Raw genomic sequence first — 16,147 nt, 5'->3', positions numbered from 1 at the left:
AAGGGAAAGTGTGAGCCACGCGACAAAACGGATCTTTTAGATCGTTTCTGGTTTATCTGTATCTCAATCGATAAAACTGTGATCCCTGCACGGTTGTAAATATAGTTCACCGTCTACGCTTTTGAACATTATTAAATCTAAAAATCATTTGTTCAATAGCGGAGCGATGATGACACCACTTCTCGACGCGCGGAATATCAGCAAGCAGTTCTCAGGCGTGCCGGTCTTAAAAGGCATTGATTTCACGCTGCTTGCGGGCCAGGTGCACGCCCTGATGGGCGGAAACGGCGCGGGAAAATCGACGCTGATGAAGATCATCGCCGGGGTCGAAACGCCGGACGGCGGTGAACTTTCTGTCGAGGGGCAGTCATATGCGCGGCTCACGCCCGCTCAGGCGCACGGGTTAGGCATTTATCTGGTGCCGCAGGAGCCGCTGCTGTTCCCCAACCTGACGGTGCGGGAAAACATCCTGTTTCGCCTGCCGCGCGAACGCGATCTGGAAAAGCGCCTGGCGGAGAAGCTCCAGCAGCTCCAGTGCCAGCTTAACCTCGACGCCGCCGCCAGCACCCTGGAAGTGGCGGATCAGCAGATGGTGGAGATCCTGCGCGGGCTGATGCGCAACGCGAGGATCCTGATCCTCGACGAACCCACGGCCTCCCTCACGCCCGGCGAAACCGAGCGGCTGTTCCGCCAGATCCGCGCCCTGCAGGCGCTCGGCGTCGGGATTGTCTTTATCTCGCACAAGCTGCCGGAGATTCGCCAGCTGGCAAGCCACGTCTCGGTGATGCGCGACGGCGCGGTGGTGCTGAGCGGTGAAACCGCGCAGTTTGACGACAGCGCCCTGATCGCCGCCATGACGCCGGTAAGCCGGGAGAAATCCCTCAGCGATACGCAAAAGCTGTGGCTGGCGCTGCCGGGCAACCGCCGCACCCAGGCGCAGGATTTCCCGGTGCTGCGGGTAGAGGATCTCACCGGGGAAGGCTTTATCGATCTCAGCCTTGAGATCTTCGCCGGCGAGATCGTCGGCCTGGCCGGGCTGGTGGGATCCGGGCGCACCGAGTTTGCGGAAACGCTCTACGGCCTGCGGCCGGTACGCGGCGGACGCGTCTGGCTGGAGAATCAGGACATTACCGCCGATCCGGTAAGTTCACGCCTGGAAAAAGGGCTGGTCTACCTGCCGGAAGACAGGCAGGTGTCCGGCCTGTTCCTCGACGCGCCGATCCGCTGGAACACGGTGGCGCTGAACGAGCCGTCGATTTGGCAGCAGCGCAAGCGGGAGTCGGCGGTGGTGGAGCGCTATCACCGGGCGCTGGGGATCAAGCTCAACCATGCGGATCAAACCGTGCGCACGCTCTCCGGCGGCAACCAGCAGAAGGTGCTGCTGGCGCGCTGTCTGGAGGCCAACCCCTTATTGCTGATCGTCGATGAACCGACGCGCGGGGTGGACGTCTCGGCGCGCGCCGACATCTACCAGTTGATAAAAAGCGTGGCGGCGCAGAACGTGGCGGTGCTGATGATCTCAAGCGATCTTGACGAGTTCCCGGGCCTTGCGGACCGCGTGCTGGTGATGCATCAGGGCGTGCTCAGCGGCGAGCTGCCGCGCCACGCCGTCAGCCTCGACAGGATGATGGCGCTGGCATTCGGAGGGCAGTCATGAAGACCTTGCTGAAAAACCGCGAGCTGAGCGCGTTCCTCGCCATTCTGGCGCTGTTCGCCGTGCTGGTGGCGCTGAATCCGTCCTACTTCAGCCTGCAGACGCTGGGGATGATTTTCGCCAGCTCGCAGATCCTGATCCTGCTGGCCATCGGTGCCGCGCTGGTGATGCTGACCCGCAATATCGACGTGTCCGTTGGCTCAACCGTCGGGCTGTCCGCCATTGCCGTCGGCGTGGCGCTGAACAGCGGCTACAGCCTGCCCATCTCCATTCTCTTCGCGCTGTCTGTTGGCGCGCTGGCCGGGGCGTTCAACGGGTTTCTGGTGGTGGGGCTGCGCATCCCGGCGATTGTCGCCACCCTCGGCACGCTGGGGCTGTACCGTGGCGCGATGCTGCTCTGGACCGGCGGAAAGTGGATTGAAGGGCTGCCGCCCGGGCTGAAATCCCTCTCTGAGCCTGCCGCCATCGGCATTTCGCCGCTCGGCATGCTGGTGTTGATTATCGCGGTCACGGGCGCGTGGACGCTCTCGCGCACCGCGTTCGGGCGTGATTTCTACGCGGTGGGGGATAACCTCGCCGCCGCGCGCCAGCTGGGCGTGGCGGTGAACCGCACCCGCATGATCGCCTTTACCCTCAACGGCATGCTGGCGGCCTGCGCCGGGATCGTCTTTGCCGCGCAGATTGGCTTTGTGCCCAACCAGACCGGCAGCGGGCTGGAGATGAAGGCCATCGCCGCCTGCGTGCTCGGCGGTATTTCGCTGCTGGGCGGCACGGGCACGCTGATTGGCGCGCTGCTCGGCGCCTTCTTCCTGACCCAAATCGACACCGTGCTGGTGCTGTTCAGGCTCCCGGCGTGGTGGAACGACTTTATCGCCGGGCTGGTGCTGCTGGGCGTGCTGGTGCTCGACGGGCGTCTGCGCCAGGCGCTGGCGCGCCATCAGCGGGCGCTGAAGTACGGCCGCTTCCAGCCGGGTAACAAAGGGGGAAAGCACGTCACCCCGTTTCCCAAACGCAAAAAAGAGGTGGCGTAAATGAGGCTTAACTGGGAAAGCGCGCTGCTGATTTTACTGGTGCTGGAGATCCTTCTCTTTGGCGCCATCAACCCGCGCATGCTCGACGTCAACATGCTGCTTTTCAGCACCAGCGACTTCATCTGCATCGGTATCGTGGCGCTGCCGCTCACGCTGGTCATCATCAGCGGCGGGATCGACATCTCCCTCGGTTCAACCATCGGCCTGTGCGCCATCGCGCTGGGCGTGATGATGCAGGCGGGGTGGCCGATGGCGGTCGCTATTCCATTGACGCTGCTGCTCGGCCTGCTGTGCGGGCTGCTGAATGCGGCGCTGATCCACTACACCGGCATTAGTCCTTTAGTCATAACCCTCGGCACGCTTTACCTCTACGGCGGCGGCGCGCTGCTGCTCTCCGGCATGGCGGGTGCGACGGGCTACGAGGGCATCGGCGGTTTCCCGGACGGCTTCACGGCGTTCGCTAACCTCACGGTGCTGGGCCTGCCGATCCCGCTGGTGCTGTTCGCGGTGATTACGGTTTTCTTCTGGCTGATTACCCACCGCGGGCGCTTTGGTCGTCATCTGTTTTTGATTGGGCAAAACCCGCGCGCCGCGCGCTATGCGGCGCTGTCGGTGAACGGCATGCCCTACGCGCTGTACGGGCTGGTGGGCGTGGCCTCGGCGATTGCCGCGCTGGTGATGGTCTCCTATTTCGGCTCCGCGCGTTCGGATCTGGGGCGTGATTTGCTGATGCCCGCGCTCACCGCCGCCGTGCTCGGCGGGGCCAATATCTACGGCGGGTCAGGTTCGGTTGTCGGTACGGCGCTGGCTGCGCTGCTGGTGGGGTATCTGCAGCAGGGTTTACAGATGGTCGGCATCCCTAACCAGGTGTCGAGCGCGCTGTCAGGGGCGCTGCTGGTTGTGGTGGTGATGGGACGTTCGCTGAGTCTGCACCGCGAGTGGGTGCGTTCTCTCTTTAGAAAACTATCCGGAGCGTAAGATGAAAACAAAACTGATAGTCCTGGCAATGGCCCTCAGCTTCGCCTCGGCGCAGGCGGCGGACCGCATTGCCTTTATCCCGAAGCTGGTGGGCGTGGGGTTCTTCACCAGCGGCGGCAACGGCGCGAAAGAGGCGGGAAAAGATCTCGGCGTGGACGTGACCTACGACGGCCCGACCGAGCCGAGCGTCTCCGGCCAGGTGCAGCTCATCAACAACTTCGTCAACCAGGGCTATAACGCCATCATCGTCTCCGCCGTGTCGCCGGACGGCCTCTGCCCGGCGCTCAAGCGCGCGATGCAGCGCGGCGTCAAAGTCCTGACCTGGGATTCCGACACCAAACCGGAGTGCCGCAGCATCTACATCAACCAGGGGACGCCGGAGCAGCTGGGCGGCCTGCTGGTGGAGATGGCGGGCAAACAGGTCACCAAACCGAACGCTAAAGTGGCGTTCTTCTACTCAAGCCCGACCGTCACCGACCAGAACCAGTGGGTGAAAGAGGCGAAGGCCAAAATCGAGAAAGATCACCCCCAGTGGCAGGTCGTGACGACCCAGTTTGGCTATAACGACGCCACCAAATCCCTGCAAACCGCCGAAGGGATCTTAAAAGCGTATCCGGATCTGGATGCGATTATCGCCCCGGACGCCAACGCGCTTCCAGCGGCGGCGCAGGCGGCGGAAAACCTGAAGCGGGAAGGGGTGGCGATTGTCGGCTTCAGCACGCCGAACGTGATGCGCCCGTACGTTGAGCGCGGCACGGTGAAAGCCTTCGGCCTGTGGGATGTAGTACAACAGGGCAAAATTGCGGTCAACGTCGCCGATCGCCTGCTGAAAAAAGGCGATCTTAACGTCGGCGACAGCGTGGACGTAAAAAATATCGGCGCGCTGAAGGTCGAGCCGAACAGCGTGCAGGGCTACCAGTATGAGGCGAAGGGCAACGGCATCGTGCTGCTGCCGGAGCGCGTGGTGTTCACCAAAGAGAACATCAGCAAATACGATTTCTGACGGGGGAGCAAATGGCTGATTTAGACGACATCAAAGACGGCAAGGATTTTGGCATCGGCACGGCGCAGCAGAATGTGCCGTACACCCTGAAGGGCTGCGGCTCGCTGGACTGGGGCATGCAGTCCAGGCTTGCGCGCATCTTCAACCCGCAGAGCAACCGCACGGTGATGCTGGCCTTTGACCACGGCTACTTTCAGGGGCCGACCACCGGGCTTGAGCGTATCGACCTCTCCATCGCGCCGCTGTTTGGCGAAACCGACGTGCTGATGTGCACCCGCGGCATCCTCAGGAGTCAGGTGCCAGCCGCCACGAACAAACCGGTGGTGCTGCGCGCCTCCGGCGGTAACTCGATTCTGGGCGAACTGTCCAACGAGTGCGTGGCGGTGGCGATGGAGGACGCGCTGCGCCTGAACGTCTGCGCGGTGGCGGCGCAGGTGTATATCGGCAGCGAGTTTGAGCATCAGTCGATCAACAACATCATCAAGCTTGTCGATGCGGGCGCGCGCTACGGTATGCCGACGCTGGCGGTGACGGGCGTGGGGAAAGAGATGGCGCGCGACGCGCGCTATTTCTCGCTGGCCAGCCGCATCGCCGCCGAAATGGGGGCGCAGTTCGTCAAAACCTACTACGTGGACGAGGGCTTTGAAAAAGTGACCGCCAGCTGCCCGGTGCCGATTGTGATCGCCGGGGGCAAAAAGCTGCCGGAGCACGAGGCGCTGGAGATGTGCTGGCGGGCTATCGATCAGGGGGCGTCGGGCGTGGATATGGGACGCAACATCTTCCAGTCCAGCGCGCCGCTCGCCATGCTGAAGGCGGTGAAAAAAGTGGTTCACGAGAACTGGAACGCCCGCGATGCGTTCCAGTTCTGGCAGGATGAGAAACAGGGAGAAGCAAAATGAACGTGACGCTGGTGGAGATCAACATTAAGCCCGAGCGGGTAGACGAGTTTCTGGAGGTGTTTCGCGCTAACCACGAGGGGGCAATCCAGGAGTCGGGAAACCTGCGTTTTGACGTATTGCAGGACCCGAGGGTGAAGACCCGGTTCTTTATCTACGAAGCCTATAAAGACGAAGAGGCGGTGCTGGCGCACAAGCAAACCCCGCACTATCTGGCGTGCGTGGATAAGCTCGAAGAGCTGATGTCGGAGCCGCGCAAGAAACGCAGTTTTGTGGGGCTGTTGCCGGAGTAACAGGCGTTATAAAGGTTTTGTAGGCCGGGTAAGCGCTAGCGCCACCCGGCGTTGTTCAAGCCAGCGCCAGATCCGCAAGTATCGTAGCAAGCGCTTCGCGCGGCTCACCCTGAAGAGCCTGAAGGGGGAAGGGTAGCGCGGGTGTTTCCACTTTCCCCAGCATTTCTGCCGCTGCCGCTACCACCCGCAAACTACCATAATGGCGGAACAGCGCCCAAAGCGGCTCCAGCCGCTCGGATTGTGCCGACTCTTTCGAACGGGCAATCGCCAGCGCTGTTTGCGGAAACAACCCGCCGACCACCGAGTACCAGACGTCAAACCCGGCCTGCAGGGCGGAGGCCGCTCGCCAGTCACCGGCGATGCCCAGCGTGACGGTATCAGGTAGACGAGCGCGTACCTGCAACAGGTCCTCCGGCACGCGGCCAAGCTTAATGGACCCTATATTCGGCAGGGCCGCGGCGGCAAATAACAGTTCATCGCTAAACGAAAAACCGGTTGTGGCGGGATTATCGTAAATGCACAGCGGTACTGAGAGCTGGCGGGTCACCGTTTCATAGAGAGTAAACACTTCGTCTTCCGTTAATCGCTGGTACGACACGGGTGCCAGCAGCACGCCGGAGACACCTGCCGATTGCGCGTCGTCAGCTAGACGCAGAATATCGTCCAGCCGCAATGCGCCGATGCTGACGATGACCGGAATGTCATCAGCATGCGCCACCGCGCAGCGTGCGATCCGACCGCGCTCTTCAACGGTCAGATAGGCGTAACTTCCCGTTGAGCCCAAAATGCCCAGTGAATCCATACCAGCGTCGACCACGGGGCGCAGAAGATTGATGAAGGAGTGCTCGTCAAACGTCCCCTCTTTCAGGGGGGTTAACGGAAACGCGCTTAACCCGTGAAACATCGTGTTGTCCTCCTACAGCGTCAGCAGCTGAACCCGAGCCGTGGCTCCCGGCATCAGCCGCTGCAGGTTGTTGACCAGTTCTTCTCCTGCCTCTTCCAGTGCCGCAAGGGGCATCGACGGCAGGCTTTCAAGAATAAACCACATGGATTGTGCCTGCCTGTCCAGACGGGTACGCACCCCCTGGCGCCAGTTCCAGCGGCGGCAGGTGACGCCGAGATCGTCGCGCCAGATAACCTCGCCCGGTTCCGGATGTTCCATCACTGGTTGTCCCTCTTTGAAGGTATCAAACGGCTCGCTGCCGTCGGCCAGCGTCAGACGCGGCGCACCCGAATACGCCGCGAGATTTTCCCCGCCCACCGGAATGGCATAGCGAATACTCACCGCGTTATAGATATCTACGACCGGATCCAGCGACGGCAGCGAACCGTCTTTCAGTACCCGCTTGCGCAGGGCAGATGCCGAGCAGGGCGTGCGTTTCGGTTTCGCGCCGAAGGCTTTAAACACCTCATCCCAGTCTGAAAGGTGTGCATCAGCCCATGGCACATCATCATTCAACATCTGCTGGCAGGCCTGCGCCAACGCGGCGGGCGCAACCTCGGGGTGGGTTATCGGCGCAGCTTCAACCAGAATGCTCAGCGCCCGAAAGCCCGGGGCAATCCCGGCAAGATGCGAATCTATTGACGGCGTAACGAGAGACATAAATAATCCTGTATTGACTGTTTTATACCATGGTAGTGACCAATGACTGATAAAGTCAATATAATGACTTCGCAGGGTGCCGATGTTGCCCTGGTAAGCCTGGCCGTGGCAAACCGCATACGCAACTGGCGCAAAGAGAAAAAGCTGTCTCTGGACGAGTTGTCCCGCCGGGCAAGCGTTAGCAAAGGCATGCTGGTGGAGATCGAAAAGGGCGCAGCCAACCCCAGTATCGCCATCTTGTGCAAGCTGGCCGCCGCGCTCGGCATCTCCGTAGCGGATATCGTCAACGTATCCAGCGAGCCGCTGGTGCACGTTATCGAAGAGGCTGCGATTCCGGTGCTGTGGCAGGGCGCACAGGGTGGACGCGCCAGACTGCTGGCGGGAACCGCAGGCCCGGATATGATTGAGCTATGGCAGTGGGAGATGCAGCCGGGAGAGCGCTTTACCTCTCCGGGGCACCCGGCGGGAACCTTTGAGCTGCTGCACGTGAACGAAGGCGTTTTAACGTTGACGGTGGATGAGACGGTGACCCAGGTTAACGCTGGCGCATCGGCGGTGGCGAAAACGGAAGCGGCGCACGGATATGCGAACGAAGGCGATACCGTGCTTCGCTTCACCATGACGGTGGCGGAATTTCACCGATAAAAAGCAGCCCGGTGGCGCTACGCTTACCGGGCCTGCATGCAGTATTTTGTAGGCCGGGTAAGCGTAGCGCCACCCGGCGTTGATTACGCCTCTTCCACACTTATTCGCAGCGCTGCCAGCGCTTTACGCGCCGCTTTCAGCACCTGCTCGCACTGCTCAATCGTCAGCGTCAGCGGCGGTTCAATGCGGATGGTTTTCGAGTTGTTGAGCGTTCCGGCGACCAGCACCCGCTGGCGGAACATCTCGCTCGCGAAGTTATAGCCGGTTTCGTTATCGACAAACTCAATCGCCATCAGCATCCCTTTGCCACGCGCGTCCTGCACCAGGTCCGGATATTCCCGGCCTAGCTGACGGAAGCCGTCCAGCAGCATGTCGCCTTTCTGCTCCGCCTGGGCGGGCAGGTTTTGCTCCAGCAGCACGTTGATGGTTGCCAGCGCGGCCGCGCAGGCCAGCGGGTTACCGCCAAAGGTGGTGGTATGCAGGAACGGGTTGTCGAACAGCACCGAGAACACCTCTTCAGTCGCAACCGTCGCACCAATCGGCATCACGCCGCCGCCGAGCGCTTTCGCCAGGCACAGGATGTCCGGCTGCACGTTTTCGTGCTCGCAGGCAAACATCTTGCCGGTGCGCCCCATCCCGGTCTGGACTTCGTCGAGGATCAGCAGCGCGCCAAACTCATCGCACAGCTGACGCACGGCGGGCAGATAGCCCTGCGGAGGGAGGATCACGCCGCCTTCACCCTGAATCGGCTCCAGGATCACCGCCGCCACGTCATCGCCGGTTTTACGGCATTCGCTCAGCACGGTGCGCATGGCGTTAATGTCGCCGAACGGCACGTGGCGGAAGCCCGGCAGCAGCGGCATAAACGGTTTGCGGAAGGTGGATTTGGCGGTAGCAGACAATGCGCCCAGAGATTTACCGTGGAACGCGCCGCTGGTGGCGATAAAGGTGAATTTCCCGCGCGGCGACTGGTACGCTTTGGCGAGTTTAATCGCCGCTTCGACCGATTCCGTGCCGCTGTTGCTAAAGAAGCTGTACTTCAGTTTGCCGGGCGTTAAGGCCGCCAGCGTTTTCGCGAGCATGGCGCGAAGCGGGTCGAGCAGTTCCTGGCTATGGAGAGGTTGTTTCGCAAGTTGATTCTGTACGGCGGAAACCACAACTGGATTACGGTGCCCCACGTTGAAGATACCAAAACCACCCAGGCAATCGATAAACTCCTGTCCCTGGGTGTCGACAAGCGTGTTAAGACTCCCCGCTTGCCACTCTACGGCTCCGTAATCCCCACCGGCGGTAACAGATTTGCGATACTCCAGAAAACCTGGATTGACGTGCTCTTTAAAGTAATCGATGACCTCTCGGTTAAGTTGTTTCATCTCCTCATGATCGAGCGTTCGCTTCTCAATGAGATTCAGTGCGTGCGCGGTACAGGCAAGAGCCGAGGCGCTGGAAGGTAACCTGTTCAAAATGTGCTCCCGGGGATCGCGTATCACATGATACTGGTTTAAGTATTGCAGGGATTACGCCACTTCAGATGACTTAACGAAAATCGGGATAAACGCCAGGTTAAAATAATGTTGCACAATATTTAATCATGCCGGAGCAACCGAAACGGGATTTAGCGGTACAGGACAAAAAGGGTAAATGAGGCCGGAAAAGCGCATCTGCACTAAAGAAGTGCATTGGCTGCAACTTAAGTGGGCATTAACTGGTCATGCTTTATAGGTAATTTCTTTGCGAAAGTATTTGAAATCAATGAATTATAAAATCGTACAAAAAGTATGGTTTAAGTGAAATCTGCGATCTTCATCAAGTTTAACAACTAAAGATAAATTGTTTACCGCCGAAAAAACATTGACCCACAAAATTAACATTCAAATAACCTGCAAGGGATGCCCACGATGTCCTCTCCAACCTATGTCACCCAGAATGAATATCCTCTGGACGATGACACCACCTTAATGTCTACCACAGACGTCCACAGCTACATCACACACGCCAACGACACCTTTGTGCAGGTGAGCGGCTACCAGCTCGATGAGCTGACGGGCCAGCCGCACAATCTGGTGCGCCACCCCGATATGCCAAAAGCCGCGTTTGCCGATATGTGGTACACGCTGCAGCAGGGCGAGCCGTGGAGCGGAGTTGTCAAAAACCGGCGCAAAAACGGCGACCACTACTGGGTGCGTGCGAATGCGGTGCCGATGGTGCGCCGCGGGCAGGTGACGGGCTATATGTCCATTCGCACCAAAGCCACAGCCGAAGAGATTGCGGCCGTGGAGCCGCTCTACCGGGCGCTGAACGACGGGAGCTGTAAGAAACGTGTGCACAAGGGGCTGGTGGTTGGAAAAGGCTGGCTGGGTAAACTGCCGGCAATGCCGCTGCGCTGGCGCGTGCGCAGCGTGATGGCGGCGCTTTTTGCCGTTCTCGCCGCCACGCTGATCGCGACTTCCGCCGGGTGGATGCCGCTCGTTGCTGCCGCGGTGGTGATGCTGCTGGGAACGCTGCTGTTTGAGCAACAGATTGTCCGCCCGGTAGAGAATGTGGCGCAACAGGCGCTGAAGGTCGCAACCGGTGAGCGCAACAGCGTGCAGCATCTGAACCGCAGCGACGAGCTGGGGCTGACGCTGCGCGCGGTCGGGCAGCTGGGCCTGATGTGCCGCTGGTTAATCAATGACGTCTCGAGCCAGGTGGTGAGCGTCCGTGACGGCAGCGACAGGCTGGCACAGGGAAATGAAGATCTGAACGATCGCACGCGTCAGACCGTGGCGAATGTGCAGCAGACCGTCGCGACAATGAACCAGATGGCCGCTTCCGTTCAGAGTAACTCTGAAACCGCCGCCGAGGTGGATAAACTCTCCGTGGCCGCGAGCAGCGCGGCGACGAAAGGGGGCAACGCGATGCAGACCGTCGTCAAAACCATGGATGACATTGCCGACAGCACGCAGCGGATTGGCTCGATTACCTCCCTGATTAACGATATCGCTTTCCAGACCAACATTCTGGCGCTGAACGCGGCGGTTGAAGCGGCAAGGGCAGGAGAGCAGGGAAAAGGTTTTGCCGTGGTCGCGGGCGAAGTTCGCCATCTCGCCAGCCGCAGCGCCAGTGCCGCCAATGATATTCGTAAACTCATTGATGCCAGCGCCAGCAAGGTGCAGTCCGGCTCTGAGCAGGTTCACGCCGCAGGCCGCACGATGGATGATATCGTGGTGCAGGTGAAAAACGTGACGCAGCTTATCGCCCAGATCAGCCACGCGACCTCCGAGCAGGCCACCGGGCTGTCAGAGTTGACCCGCGCGGTGGCTGAACTCGACAGCATCACGCAGAAAAACGCCGACCTGGTCGAGGAGAGCGCCCACATTTCTGCAATGGTGAAGCACCGCGCCGGACGCCTCAAGGATGCGGTGACTGTGCTCCACTGAGTCAGTAATGTTCCAAAAAAGCCGTTTATTCCGTAAGGAATAAGCGGCGTTTTATTTTTTGATTGTGACTATTAATGTGGTTTATTGTTAATTTAATATTAAATAACTAAAGAAATTGCCTCAGTTATTTATTCCTGCCTAAGTCAGTTCTTCAGAATGCTATTTCGAAAATACCCCGTTTGACGGTCTGGTAACGATCGATGAGGCCATATTAATAGCCTACACCTATGCATTGCGGGGGTTATTAAATAAAAAAACGATCAAACTCATAAAGTTAGCGAAATCGTTACCGATAACAGCGATCGTCTGAGAAATAATCACATCGATGGAGAAAATATGTTCTTACATGACGTAAAGATCGGCACGAAATTATTTCTGGCGTTTGGGTTCTTTATTGTCCTGATGGCGATCAGCGCGAGCCTGTCTCTGCTGAGCCTGAACCGGGCTAATAACGGGATGCAATCGATTATTACCAGCGATTATCCGACCACGGTAAAAGCGAACCAGTTAATCGATAACTTCCAGGAATTTATTAGCACTCAACAGCTGATGCTGCTGGACGAGCAGGGCACCTATACGGGGCAATCTCAGCAGCGCCTGAAAGAGATCAGCGAGCACATCACGGTGATCCTGGGCGAGCTGAACAACGCGTTGCAGGATCAAAAGTCTCAGCAGGTTCTGGCGGAGATCCGCAGCGTGCGCCAGCAGTATCTGGACTCGCGCTACCGCATTCTGCAGGCGGTGCAGAACAACAATCGTGCGGGCGCTATTCAGGAGATGATGACCACCACCCTCGCCGTGCAGCAGGCTTATAAAGCGAAGGTGAAGGAGCTGATTACCATTCAAAACAGCGAGATGCAGAGTGCCGGCGCGCAGGTGGAAGGGGATTTCAGGTCTAACCGCCTGCTGCTGATCCTGCTCACGCTCTTTAGCGTCGCGGCAGGCAGCCTGATTGGCTGGTTTATCGTGCGCGCTATCACTCGTCCGCTCGGCGAGGCGGTGCATTTTGCAAAAGCCATTTCTGAGGGCGATCTGACGGGCAGCATCACGCCACACGGTAAAGACGAAACGGGTCTGCTGCTGCATGCGCTGATGGAGATGAAAACGCGACTGCTGGACATTGTGCAGCAGGTGCAAACCGGCTCGGAGAATATCTCCAGTGCAGCCGCGCAGATTGTCGCCGGGAACCAGGATCTGGCCGCGCGCACGGAAGAGCAGGCAAGTTCTGTTGAACAGACCGCCGCCTCGATGGAGCAGATCACCGCGACGGTGAAAAATACCGCCTCGCATACCGGGGAAGCGACCAACCTCTCGGCGGATGCCGCCACGGTGGTTAAAAACAACGGCGAGATGATGAAGCAGGTGACCAGCAAAATGCGCCTGATTAACGAGACGTCGAACCGGATGTCCGACATTATCGACCTGATCGACGCCATTGCCTTCCAGACCAACATTCTGGCGCTGAACGCGGCGGTGGAAGCGGCGCGCGCCGGCGAGCACGGTCGCGGCTTTGCGGTGGTGGCGGGTGAAGTTCGCCAGCTTGCCCAGAAGAGTGCGTCATCTGCCAGCGAAATCCGCGAGCTGATTGAGAGCTCTACCAGTCAGACCCAGGACGGGATGAACCTGGTCGAAAAAGCGAGTGGGCTGATCAACGGGATGGTCGGTAACGTGGAAGAGATGGACGTGATTCTGCGCGAAATTCGCCAGGCCAGCCACGAGCAGACGGAAGGTATCTCGCAGATTAACAGCGCGATTGGCCTGATTGACGCCACCACCCAGCAGAACTCCGCGCTGGTGGAGGAGTCCGTGGCGGCGGCAGCATCGCTTAACGAACAGGCGATGCACCTGAAGGAGCTGGTACGCGTCTTCCGCGTGAGCGAGCACGCTCCGGCTTAGTCCAGCTGGGAGATCTCGAGCGCCGCGCGGTCAATAACGCCGATAATCTGCTTGAGCTGCGCGTCGCTGAGCTCTCCCTGATTCACCTTCAGGTCTAACACCGCTTTGAAGTTATCCAGCGCCCGCTTCATCTGCGGGTTTTTGCGCAGCTGAAAACCGACGGAACGCGCTTTGATACGCACCTGGATCTGTTCCAGCTGTTCCCGGTTTTCGTCCAGCCAGCGTTGTCCTTCAGCGGTAATCGTAATCGTCTTACGACCGTTCTCTTCTTCCGTAATGGTGATAAAGGTCTGATCCTGAAGATAATCCAGGGTCGGGTAGATCACTCCTGGGCTCGGGGTGTAATTCCCCTGGGTCAGGTTCTCGATCTCTTTGATCAGCTCGTAGCCGTGGCTCGCGCTGCGGGTCAGGATATCCAGAATCACCAGCCGCAGATCGCCGTGGCCGAAAAAGCGCGGTCGGCGCCCGCCGCTGTCGTGTTCGTGTCGCATAGTAGCTCTCTTAATTTGATATATCTAAACTATATCTAAGATATATTCAGATGCAATCTAAAAGATCTTGCATTTTTACTTATTAGTAATCATTATCATTTGAAAATTGATTTAGATATATCGTATTCACCAGAGAGGGGCTAAAAATGGCATCTACCCGTTACCCACAGCGTGTTCGTAATGACCTGCGCTTTCGCGAGCTGACGGTGCTCCGCGTTGAGCGCGCCAGCGCGGGTTTCCAGCGCATTGTTTTAGGCGGCGAGCAGCTGGAGGGCTTTAGTTCCCGCGGTTTCGACGACCATACAAAAGTCTTTTTCCCGGCTCCTGGGGCGGTATTTGTACCGCCGGTGGTCACCGATGAAGGCATCGACTGGGGTGACGGCGTACGTCCTCAGACGCGCGACTACACGCCGCTGTACGACGAGGCAAACCATGAGCTGGTACTCGATTTCTTCATTCACGACGGCGGCATTGCCAGCCGCTGGGCGGTCGAGGCGAAAGCGGGAGACAGGCTGACCATCGGCGGTCCGCGCGGTTCGCTGGTGGTACCGGAGGATTACGCCTGGCAGCTGTACGTGTGCGACGAGTCCGGCATGCCCGCGCTGCGTCGACGCTTAGAAAGCATTGCTAAACTGCCGGTTCGCCCGCAGGTTCATGCGGTAGTGACGGTCGGGGACGAATCTTATAAAGACTATCTGGCACACCTGAGCGAGTTCGAAATCACCTGGGTGGTGGGCCATAGCGAGCAGGCGGTAGCGGACCATCTGGCGGCGCTGACCGTTCCTGGGGAAGACTATTTCATCTGGCTGACCGGGGAAGGGAAGGTGGTGAAGACGCTGAGCCGTCAGTTTGAAACCGACGCGATTGACCCACAACTGGTGCGTGCCAGCGCATACTGGCACGCCAAATAATCAGGCAGCGGAATCCAGCTGCGCTTCGCTCACCTGATGTTCGAGCGAGGCGCGGACCTCGTGCAGCGCTTTCTCCTGCTGAGCGAAGTACGCTTCCATATTGTTGAGCGACGAGACCAGAAGCCAGGACTCCTCTTTCTCCAGCTCTGCCAGCTCGTTCACTAAAATGTCTATCTGCTCGCGAACCTGCGCCATTTTTTTGCGGATACGTTCCAGATCGTTCAGCCTGTCGCTTGCCATCAATGGCTCAAAGCCCTGCTGCAGGCGGGCCACCAGTGAGCGAATGGTTTTAACGTCGCCACGCTGCTTTGCCTGGTTGAGCTGGACCATCATCGCGTTAGCTTCCTCTTTCAGGTCGTCCGCCACCAGATCCGGATGGCAGAGCTTGCTCGCCTGCCGCCAGAGGCGCTTAAGCTCGTTCCGATCCTCTTCCGAAAGATCCTTGCCCTTGCGCAGCCGCACTTCGGCATCGTGATGCTGCTCGCGATACTTCTCGTACTCTTCGTTAGCGTCGTCGCGCGCCTGACGCGCAGGCTCCTCTTCGCGCGTTAAGCCGCTCTCCAGCTCCAGCGCTTCGGCCAGCAGGTTGGCAATCAGATTGCTTTGCTGTTCAAGATGCTTACGCGCCTCAGCGGCCTGCACGGAGTCGGCCGGGAGATCGCGCCAGCGCTGGGTGAGCGTCGCCAGCACCTCTACCGCCTGCGCCATATAGCGCTGGCAGCGACGGTAATCTTCCTCGCGACGACGCGCTTCCGCCTGCTGACGGCGCAGATTGAGCTCGGCCAGCGTTTTACGCAGGGCGAGGATCTGCTGCATCAGCGGTCCGAGGCGAGAAAAATAGAGATCGTTGAACTCATCAAGCTGCTGCACCCGGGCGTTGCGGCGGTCAATCAGATCGCGTAGACGCTCTTCCAGCGCCTTCAGCTCCAGCTTGCTGGCGGCCACCTGCGGATCTCGCCACTGGGTTACGGCGCGCTGGCCCTGCAGCCAGGCGGTAATTGCCGCCATCGCAGCGGTGTAGTTCTTCTCCTCAAGCGCCACGACGATTGCCTGCAGCTCATCGTCAAACGCTTCATTTTTCAGGCGTGTCAGCTGGCTCTGGATGATGTCATCATCTTCCAGTTCAATGGCATTTTTAATGATTTCTAGCCGTTTGATCGGTGTGCTCATGATGCCTTTCGCTTTGGCGCTTAAGTATTTGAGTTAAGGTTAGTTGTTGTAAAAGCTACAGGAAATAATACACACGGATGATGATCGGCGCGATGGGGGATTTCTTTAATGAGTTGATGTGTGGTGCTCTCATTATGGGGTAAACCCGATAGAGCGA

General features: G+C 58.9%; 15 protein-coding genes. 10 read left to right on the top strand and 5 right to left on the bottom strand.

Going from position 1 to position 16,147, the window contains the following annotated elements; translation table 11 throughout:
* Window positions 1-169 precede the first annotated feature (169 nt).
* From lsrA to lsrG, 6 genes are read left to right on the top strand one after another with little or no spacing between them, the layout of a single operon-like run.
* Window positions 170-1,657 carry an autoinducer 2 ABC transporter ATP-binding protein LsrA gene (lsrA, locus tag EnteroDNA1_RS11000; RefSeq protein ID WP_069303330.1) on the top strand — a complete coding sequence of 496 codons (1,488 nt, stop codon included), beginning with the start codon at window positions 170-172 and terminating at the stop codon, window positions 1,655-1,657.
* Window positions 1,654-2,685 (top strand): autoinducer 2 ABC transporter permease LsrC, encoded by a 1,032-nt coding sequence (lsrC, locus tag EnteroDNA1_RS10995; RefSeq protein ID WP_048981226.1) that lies wholly within the window; start codon window positions 1,654-1,656, stop codon window positions 2,683-2,685. The genes lsrA and lsrC overlap by 4 nt, the downstream gene beginning before the upstream one ends.
* On the top strand, window positions 2,686-3,663 hold the full coding sequence (gene lsrD, locus EnteroDNA1_RS10990; protein WP_048981228.1) for an autoinducer 2 ABC transporter permease LsrD: 978 nt from the start codon (window positions 2,686-2,688) through the stop codon (window positions 3,661-3,663).
* A gap of 1 nt (window position 3,664) precedes the next feature.
* Window positions 3,665-4,666, top strand: a complete 1,002-nt coding sequence (gene lsrB, locus EnteroDNA1_RS10985; RefSeq protein ID WP_033146708.1) for an autoinducer 2 ABC transporter substrate-binding protein LsrB — start codon at window positions 3,665-3,667, stop codon at window positions 4,664-4,666.
* Between the two features lie 11 nt (window positions 4,667-4,677).
* Window positions 4,678-5,565 carry a 3-hydroxy-5-phosphonooxypentane-2,4-dione thiolase gene (gene lsrF / locus EnteroDNA1_RS10980; RefSeq protein ID WP_048981229.1) on the top strand — a complete coding sequence of 296 codons (888 nt, stop codon included), beginning with the start codon at window positions 4,678-4,680 and terminating at the stop codon, window positions 5,563-5,565.
* On the top strand, window positions 5,562-5,855 hold the full coding sequence (gene lsrG, locus EnteroDNA1_RS10975) for a (4S)-4-hydroxy-5-phosphonooxypentane-2,3-dione isomerase (protein ID WP_033146706.1): 294 nt from the start codon (window positions 5,562-5,564) through the stop codon (window positions 5,853-5,855). Before lsrF ends, lsrG begins: the two co-directional genes overlap by 4 nt.
* A gap of 55 nt (window positions 5,856-5,910) precedes the next feature.
* On the opposite strand, the gene EnteroDNA1_RS10970 is transcribed toward lsrG, so the two are convergent.
* A complete protein-coding gene (locus tag EnteroDNA1_RS10970) occupies window positions 5,911-6,759 on the bottom strand; it encodes a dihydrodipicolinate synthase family protein (protein ID WP_048981231.1) in 849 nt (282 codons plus the stop codon).
* Between the two features lie 12 nt (window positions 6,760-6,771).
* A complete protein-coding gene (locus EnteroDNA1_RS10965; RefSeq protein ID WP_033146704.1) occupies window positions 6,772-7,458 on the bottom strand; it encodes a B3/B4 domain-containing protein in 687 nt (228 codons plus the stop codon).
* Window positions 7,459-7,500: 42 nt separating this feature from the next.
* Between EnteroDNA1_RS10965 and EnteroDNA1_RS10960 the strand changes: the two genes are divergently transcribed.
* The gene (locus tag EnteroDNA1_RS10960) at window positions 7,501-8,103 is read left to right on the top strand and encodes a helix-turn-helix domain-containing protein (protein ID WP_039260488.1); all 603 of its coding nucleotides are present in this window, start codon (window positions 7,501-7,503) and stop codon (window positions 8,101-8,103) included.
* An 83-nt stretch (window positions 8,104-8,186) separates the two neighbouring features.
* On the opposite strand, the gene ygjG is transcribed toward EnteroDNA1_RS10960, so the two are convergent.
* The gene (gene ygjG / locus EnteroDNA1_RS10955) at window positions 8,187-9,566 is read right to left on the bottom strand and encodes a putrescine aminotransferase (protein ID WP_048981233.1); all 1,380 of its coding nucleotides are present in this window, start codon (window positions 9,564-9,566) and stop codon (window positions 8,187-8,189) included.
* Between the two features lie 435 nt (window positions 9,567-10,001).
* Here ygjG and EnteroDNA1_RS10950 point away from each other — a divergent pair, with 435 nt between their 5' ends.
* Window positions 10,002-11,522, top strand: coding sequence for a methyl-accepting chemotaxis protein (locus EnteroDNA1_RS10950; protein WP_069303329.1), 1,521 nt, complete (start codon window positions 10,002-10,004; stop codon window positions 11,520-11,522).
* Between the two features lie 336 nt (window positions 11,523-11,858).
* On the top strand, window positions 11,859-13,418 hold the full coding sequence (locus EnteroDNA1_RS10945) for a methyl-accepting chemotaxis protein (protein ID WP_047060311.1): 1,560 nt from the start codon (window positions 11,859-11,861) through the stop codon (window positions 13,416-13,418).
* On the opposite strand, the gene EnteroDNA1_RS10940 is transcribed toward EnteroDNA1_RS10945, so the two are convergent.
* Complete coding sequence (locus tag EnteroDNA1_RS10940; protein ID WP_029741394.1) at window positions 13,415-13,909, bottom strand: PadR family transcriptional regulator; 495 nt, start codon at window positions 13,907-13,909, stop codon at window positions 13,415-13,417. The two genes, EnteroDNA1_RS10945 and EnteroDNA1_RS10940, sit on opposite strands and share 4 nt — an antisense overlap.
* A 146-nt stretch (window positions 13,910-14,055) precedes the next feature.
* On the opposite strand from EnteroDNA1_RS10940, the gene EnteroDNA1_RS10935 reads away from it, so the two are divergent.
* Complete coding sequence (locus EnteroDNA1_RS10935; protein ID WP_069303328.1) at window positions 14,056-14,820, top strand: siderophore-interacting protein; 765 nt, start codon at window positions 14,056-14,058, stop codon at window positions 14,818-14,820.
* Here the strand turns inward: EnteroDNA1_RS10935 and EnteroDNA1_RS10930 are convergent, their stop codons facing one another.
* Entirely contained in the window at window positions 14,821-15,990 is a 1,170-nt protein-coding gene (locus EnteroDNA1_RS10930) for a DNA repair protein (RefSeq protein WP_033146698.1), read from the bottom strand.
* Window positions 15,991-16,147: the final 157 nt, after the last annotated feature.

It is taken from the genome of Enterobacter sp. HK169 (assembly GCF_001719105.1).
GTDB classification, from domain to species: Bacteria; Pseudomonadota; Gammaproteobacteria; order Enterobacterales; family Enterobacteriaceae; genus Enterobacter; species Enterobacter asburiae_B.
This window is presented reverse-complemented; position numbering and strand designations above follow the sequence as displayed.

Excerpts from the sequence above, each read along its gene's own strand:
- EnteroDNA1_RS10960 (WP_039260488.1), top strand. The coding sequence starts at position 7,501 with ATGACTGATAAAGTCAATATAATGACTTCGCAGGGTGCCGATGTTGCC.
- EnteroDNA1_RS10935 (WP_069303328.1), top strand. The coding sequence starts at position 14,056 with ATGGCATCTACCCGTTACCCACAGCGTGTTCGTAATGACCTGCGCTTT.
- EnteroDNA1_RS10945 (WP_047060311.1), top strand. The coding sequence starts at position 11,859 with ATGTTCTTACATGACGTAAAGATCGGCACGAAATTATTTCTGGCGTTT.
- lsrG (WP_033146706.1), top strand. The coding sequence starts at position 5,562 with ATGAACGTGACGCTGGTGGAGATCAACATTAAGCCCGAGCGGGTAGAC.
- EnteroDNA1_RS10965 (WP_033146704.1), bottom strand. The coding sequence starts at position 7,458 with ATGTCTCTCGTTACGCCGTCAATAGATTCGCATCTTGCCGGGATTGCC.
- EnteroDNA1_RS10970 (WP_048981231.1), bottom strand. The coding sequence starts at position 6,759 with ATGTTTCACGGGTTAAGCGCGTTTCCGTTAACCCCCCTGAAAGAGGGG.
- lsrF (WP_048981229.1), top strand. The coding sequence starts at position 4,678 with ATGGCTGATTTAGACGACATCAAAGACGGCAAGGATTTTGGCATCGGC.
- EnteroDNA1_RS10930 (WP_033146698.1), bottom strand. The coding sequence starts at position 15,990 with ATGAGCACACCGATCAAACGGCTAGAAATCATTAAAAATGCCATTGAA.
- lsrD (WP_048981228.1), top strand. The coding sequence starts at position 2,686 with ATGAGGCTTAACTGGGAAAGCGCGCTGCTGATTTTACTGGTGCTGGAG.
- lsrA (WP_069303330.1), top strand. The coding sequence starts at position 170 with ATGACACCACTTCTCGACGCGCGGAATATCAGCAAGCAGTTCTCAGGC.
- EnteroDNA1_RS10940 (WP_029741394.1), bottom strand. The coding sequence starts at position 13,909 with ATGCGACACGAACACGACAGCGGCGGGCGCCGACCGCGCTTTTTCGGC.
- lsrC (WP_048981226.1), top strand. The coding sequence starts at position 1,654 with ATGAAGACCTTGCTGAAAAACCGCGAGCTGAGCGCGTTCCTCGCCATT.
- lsrB (WP_033146708.1), top strand. The coding sequence starts at position 3,665 with ATGAAAACAAAACTGATAGTCCTGGCAATGGCCCTCAGCTTCGCCTCG.
- EnteroDNA1_RS10950 (WP_069303329.1), top strand. The coding sequence starts at position 10,002 with ATGTCCTCTCCAACCTATGTCACCCAGAATGAATATCCTCTGGACGAT.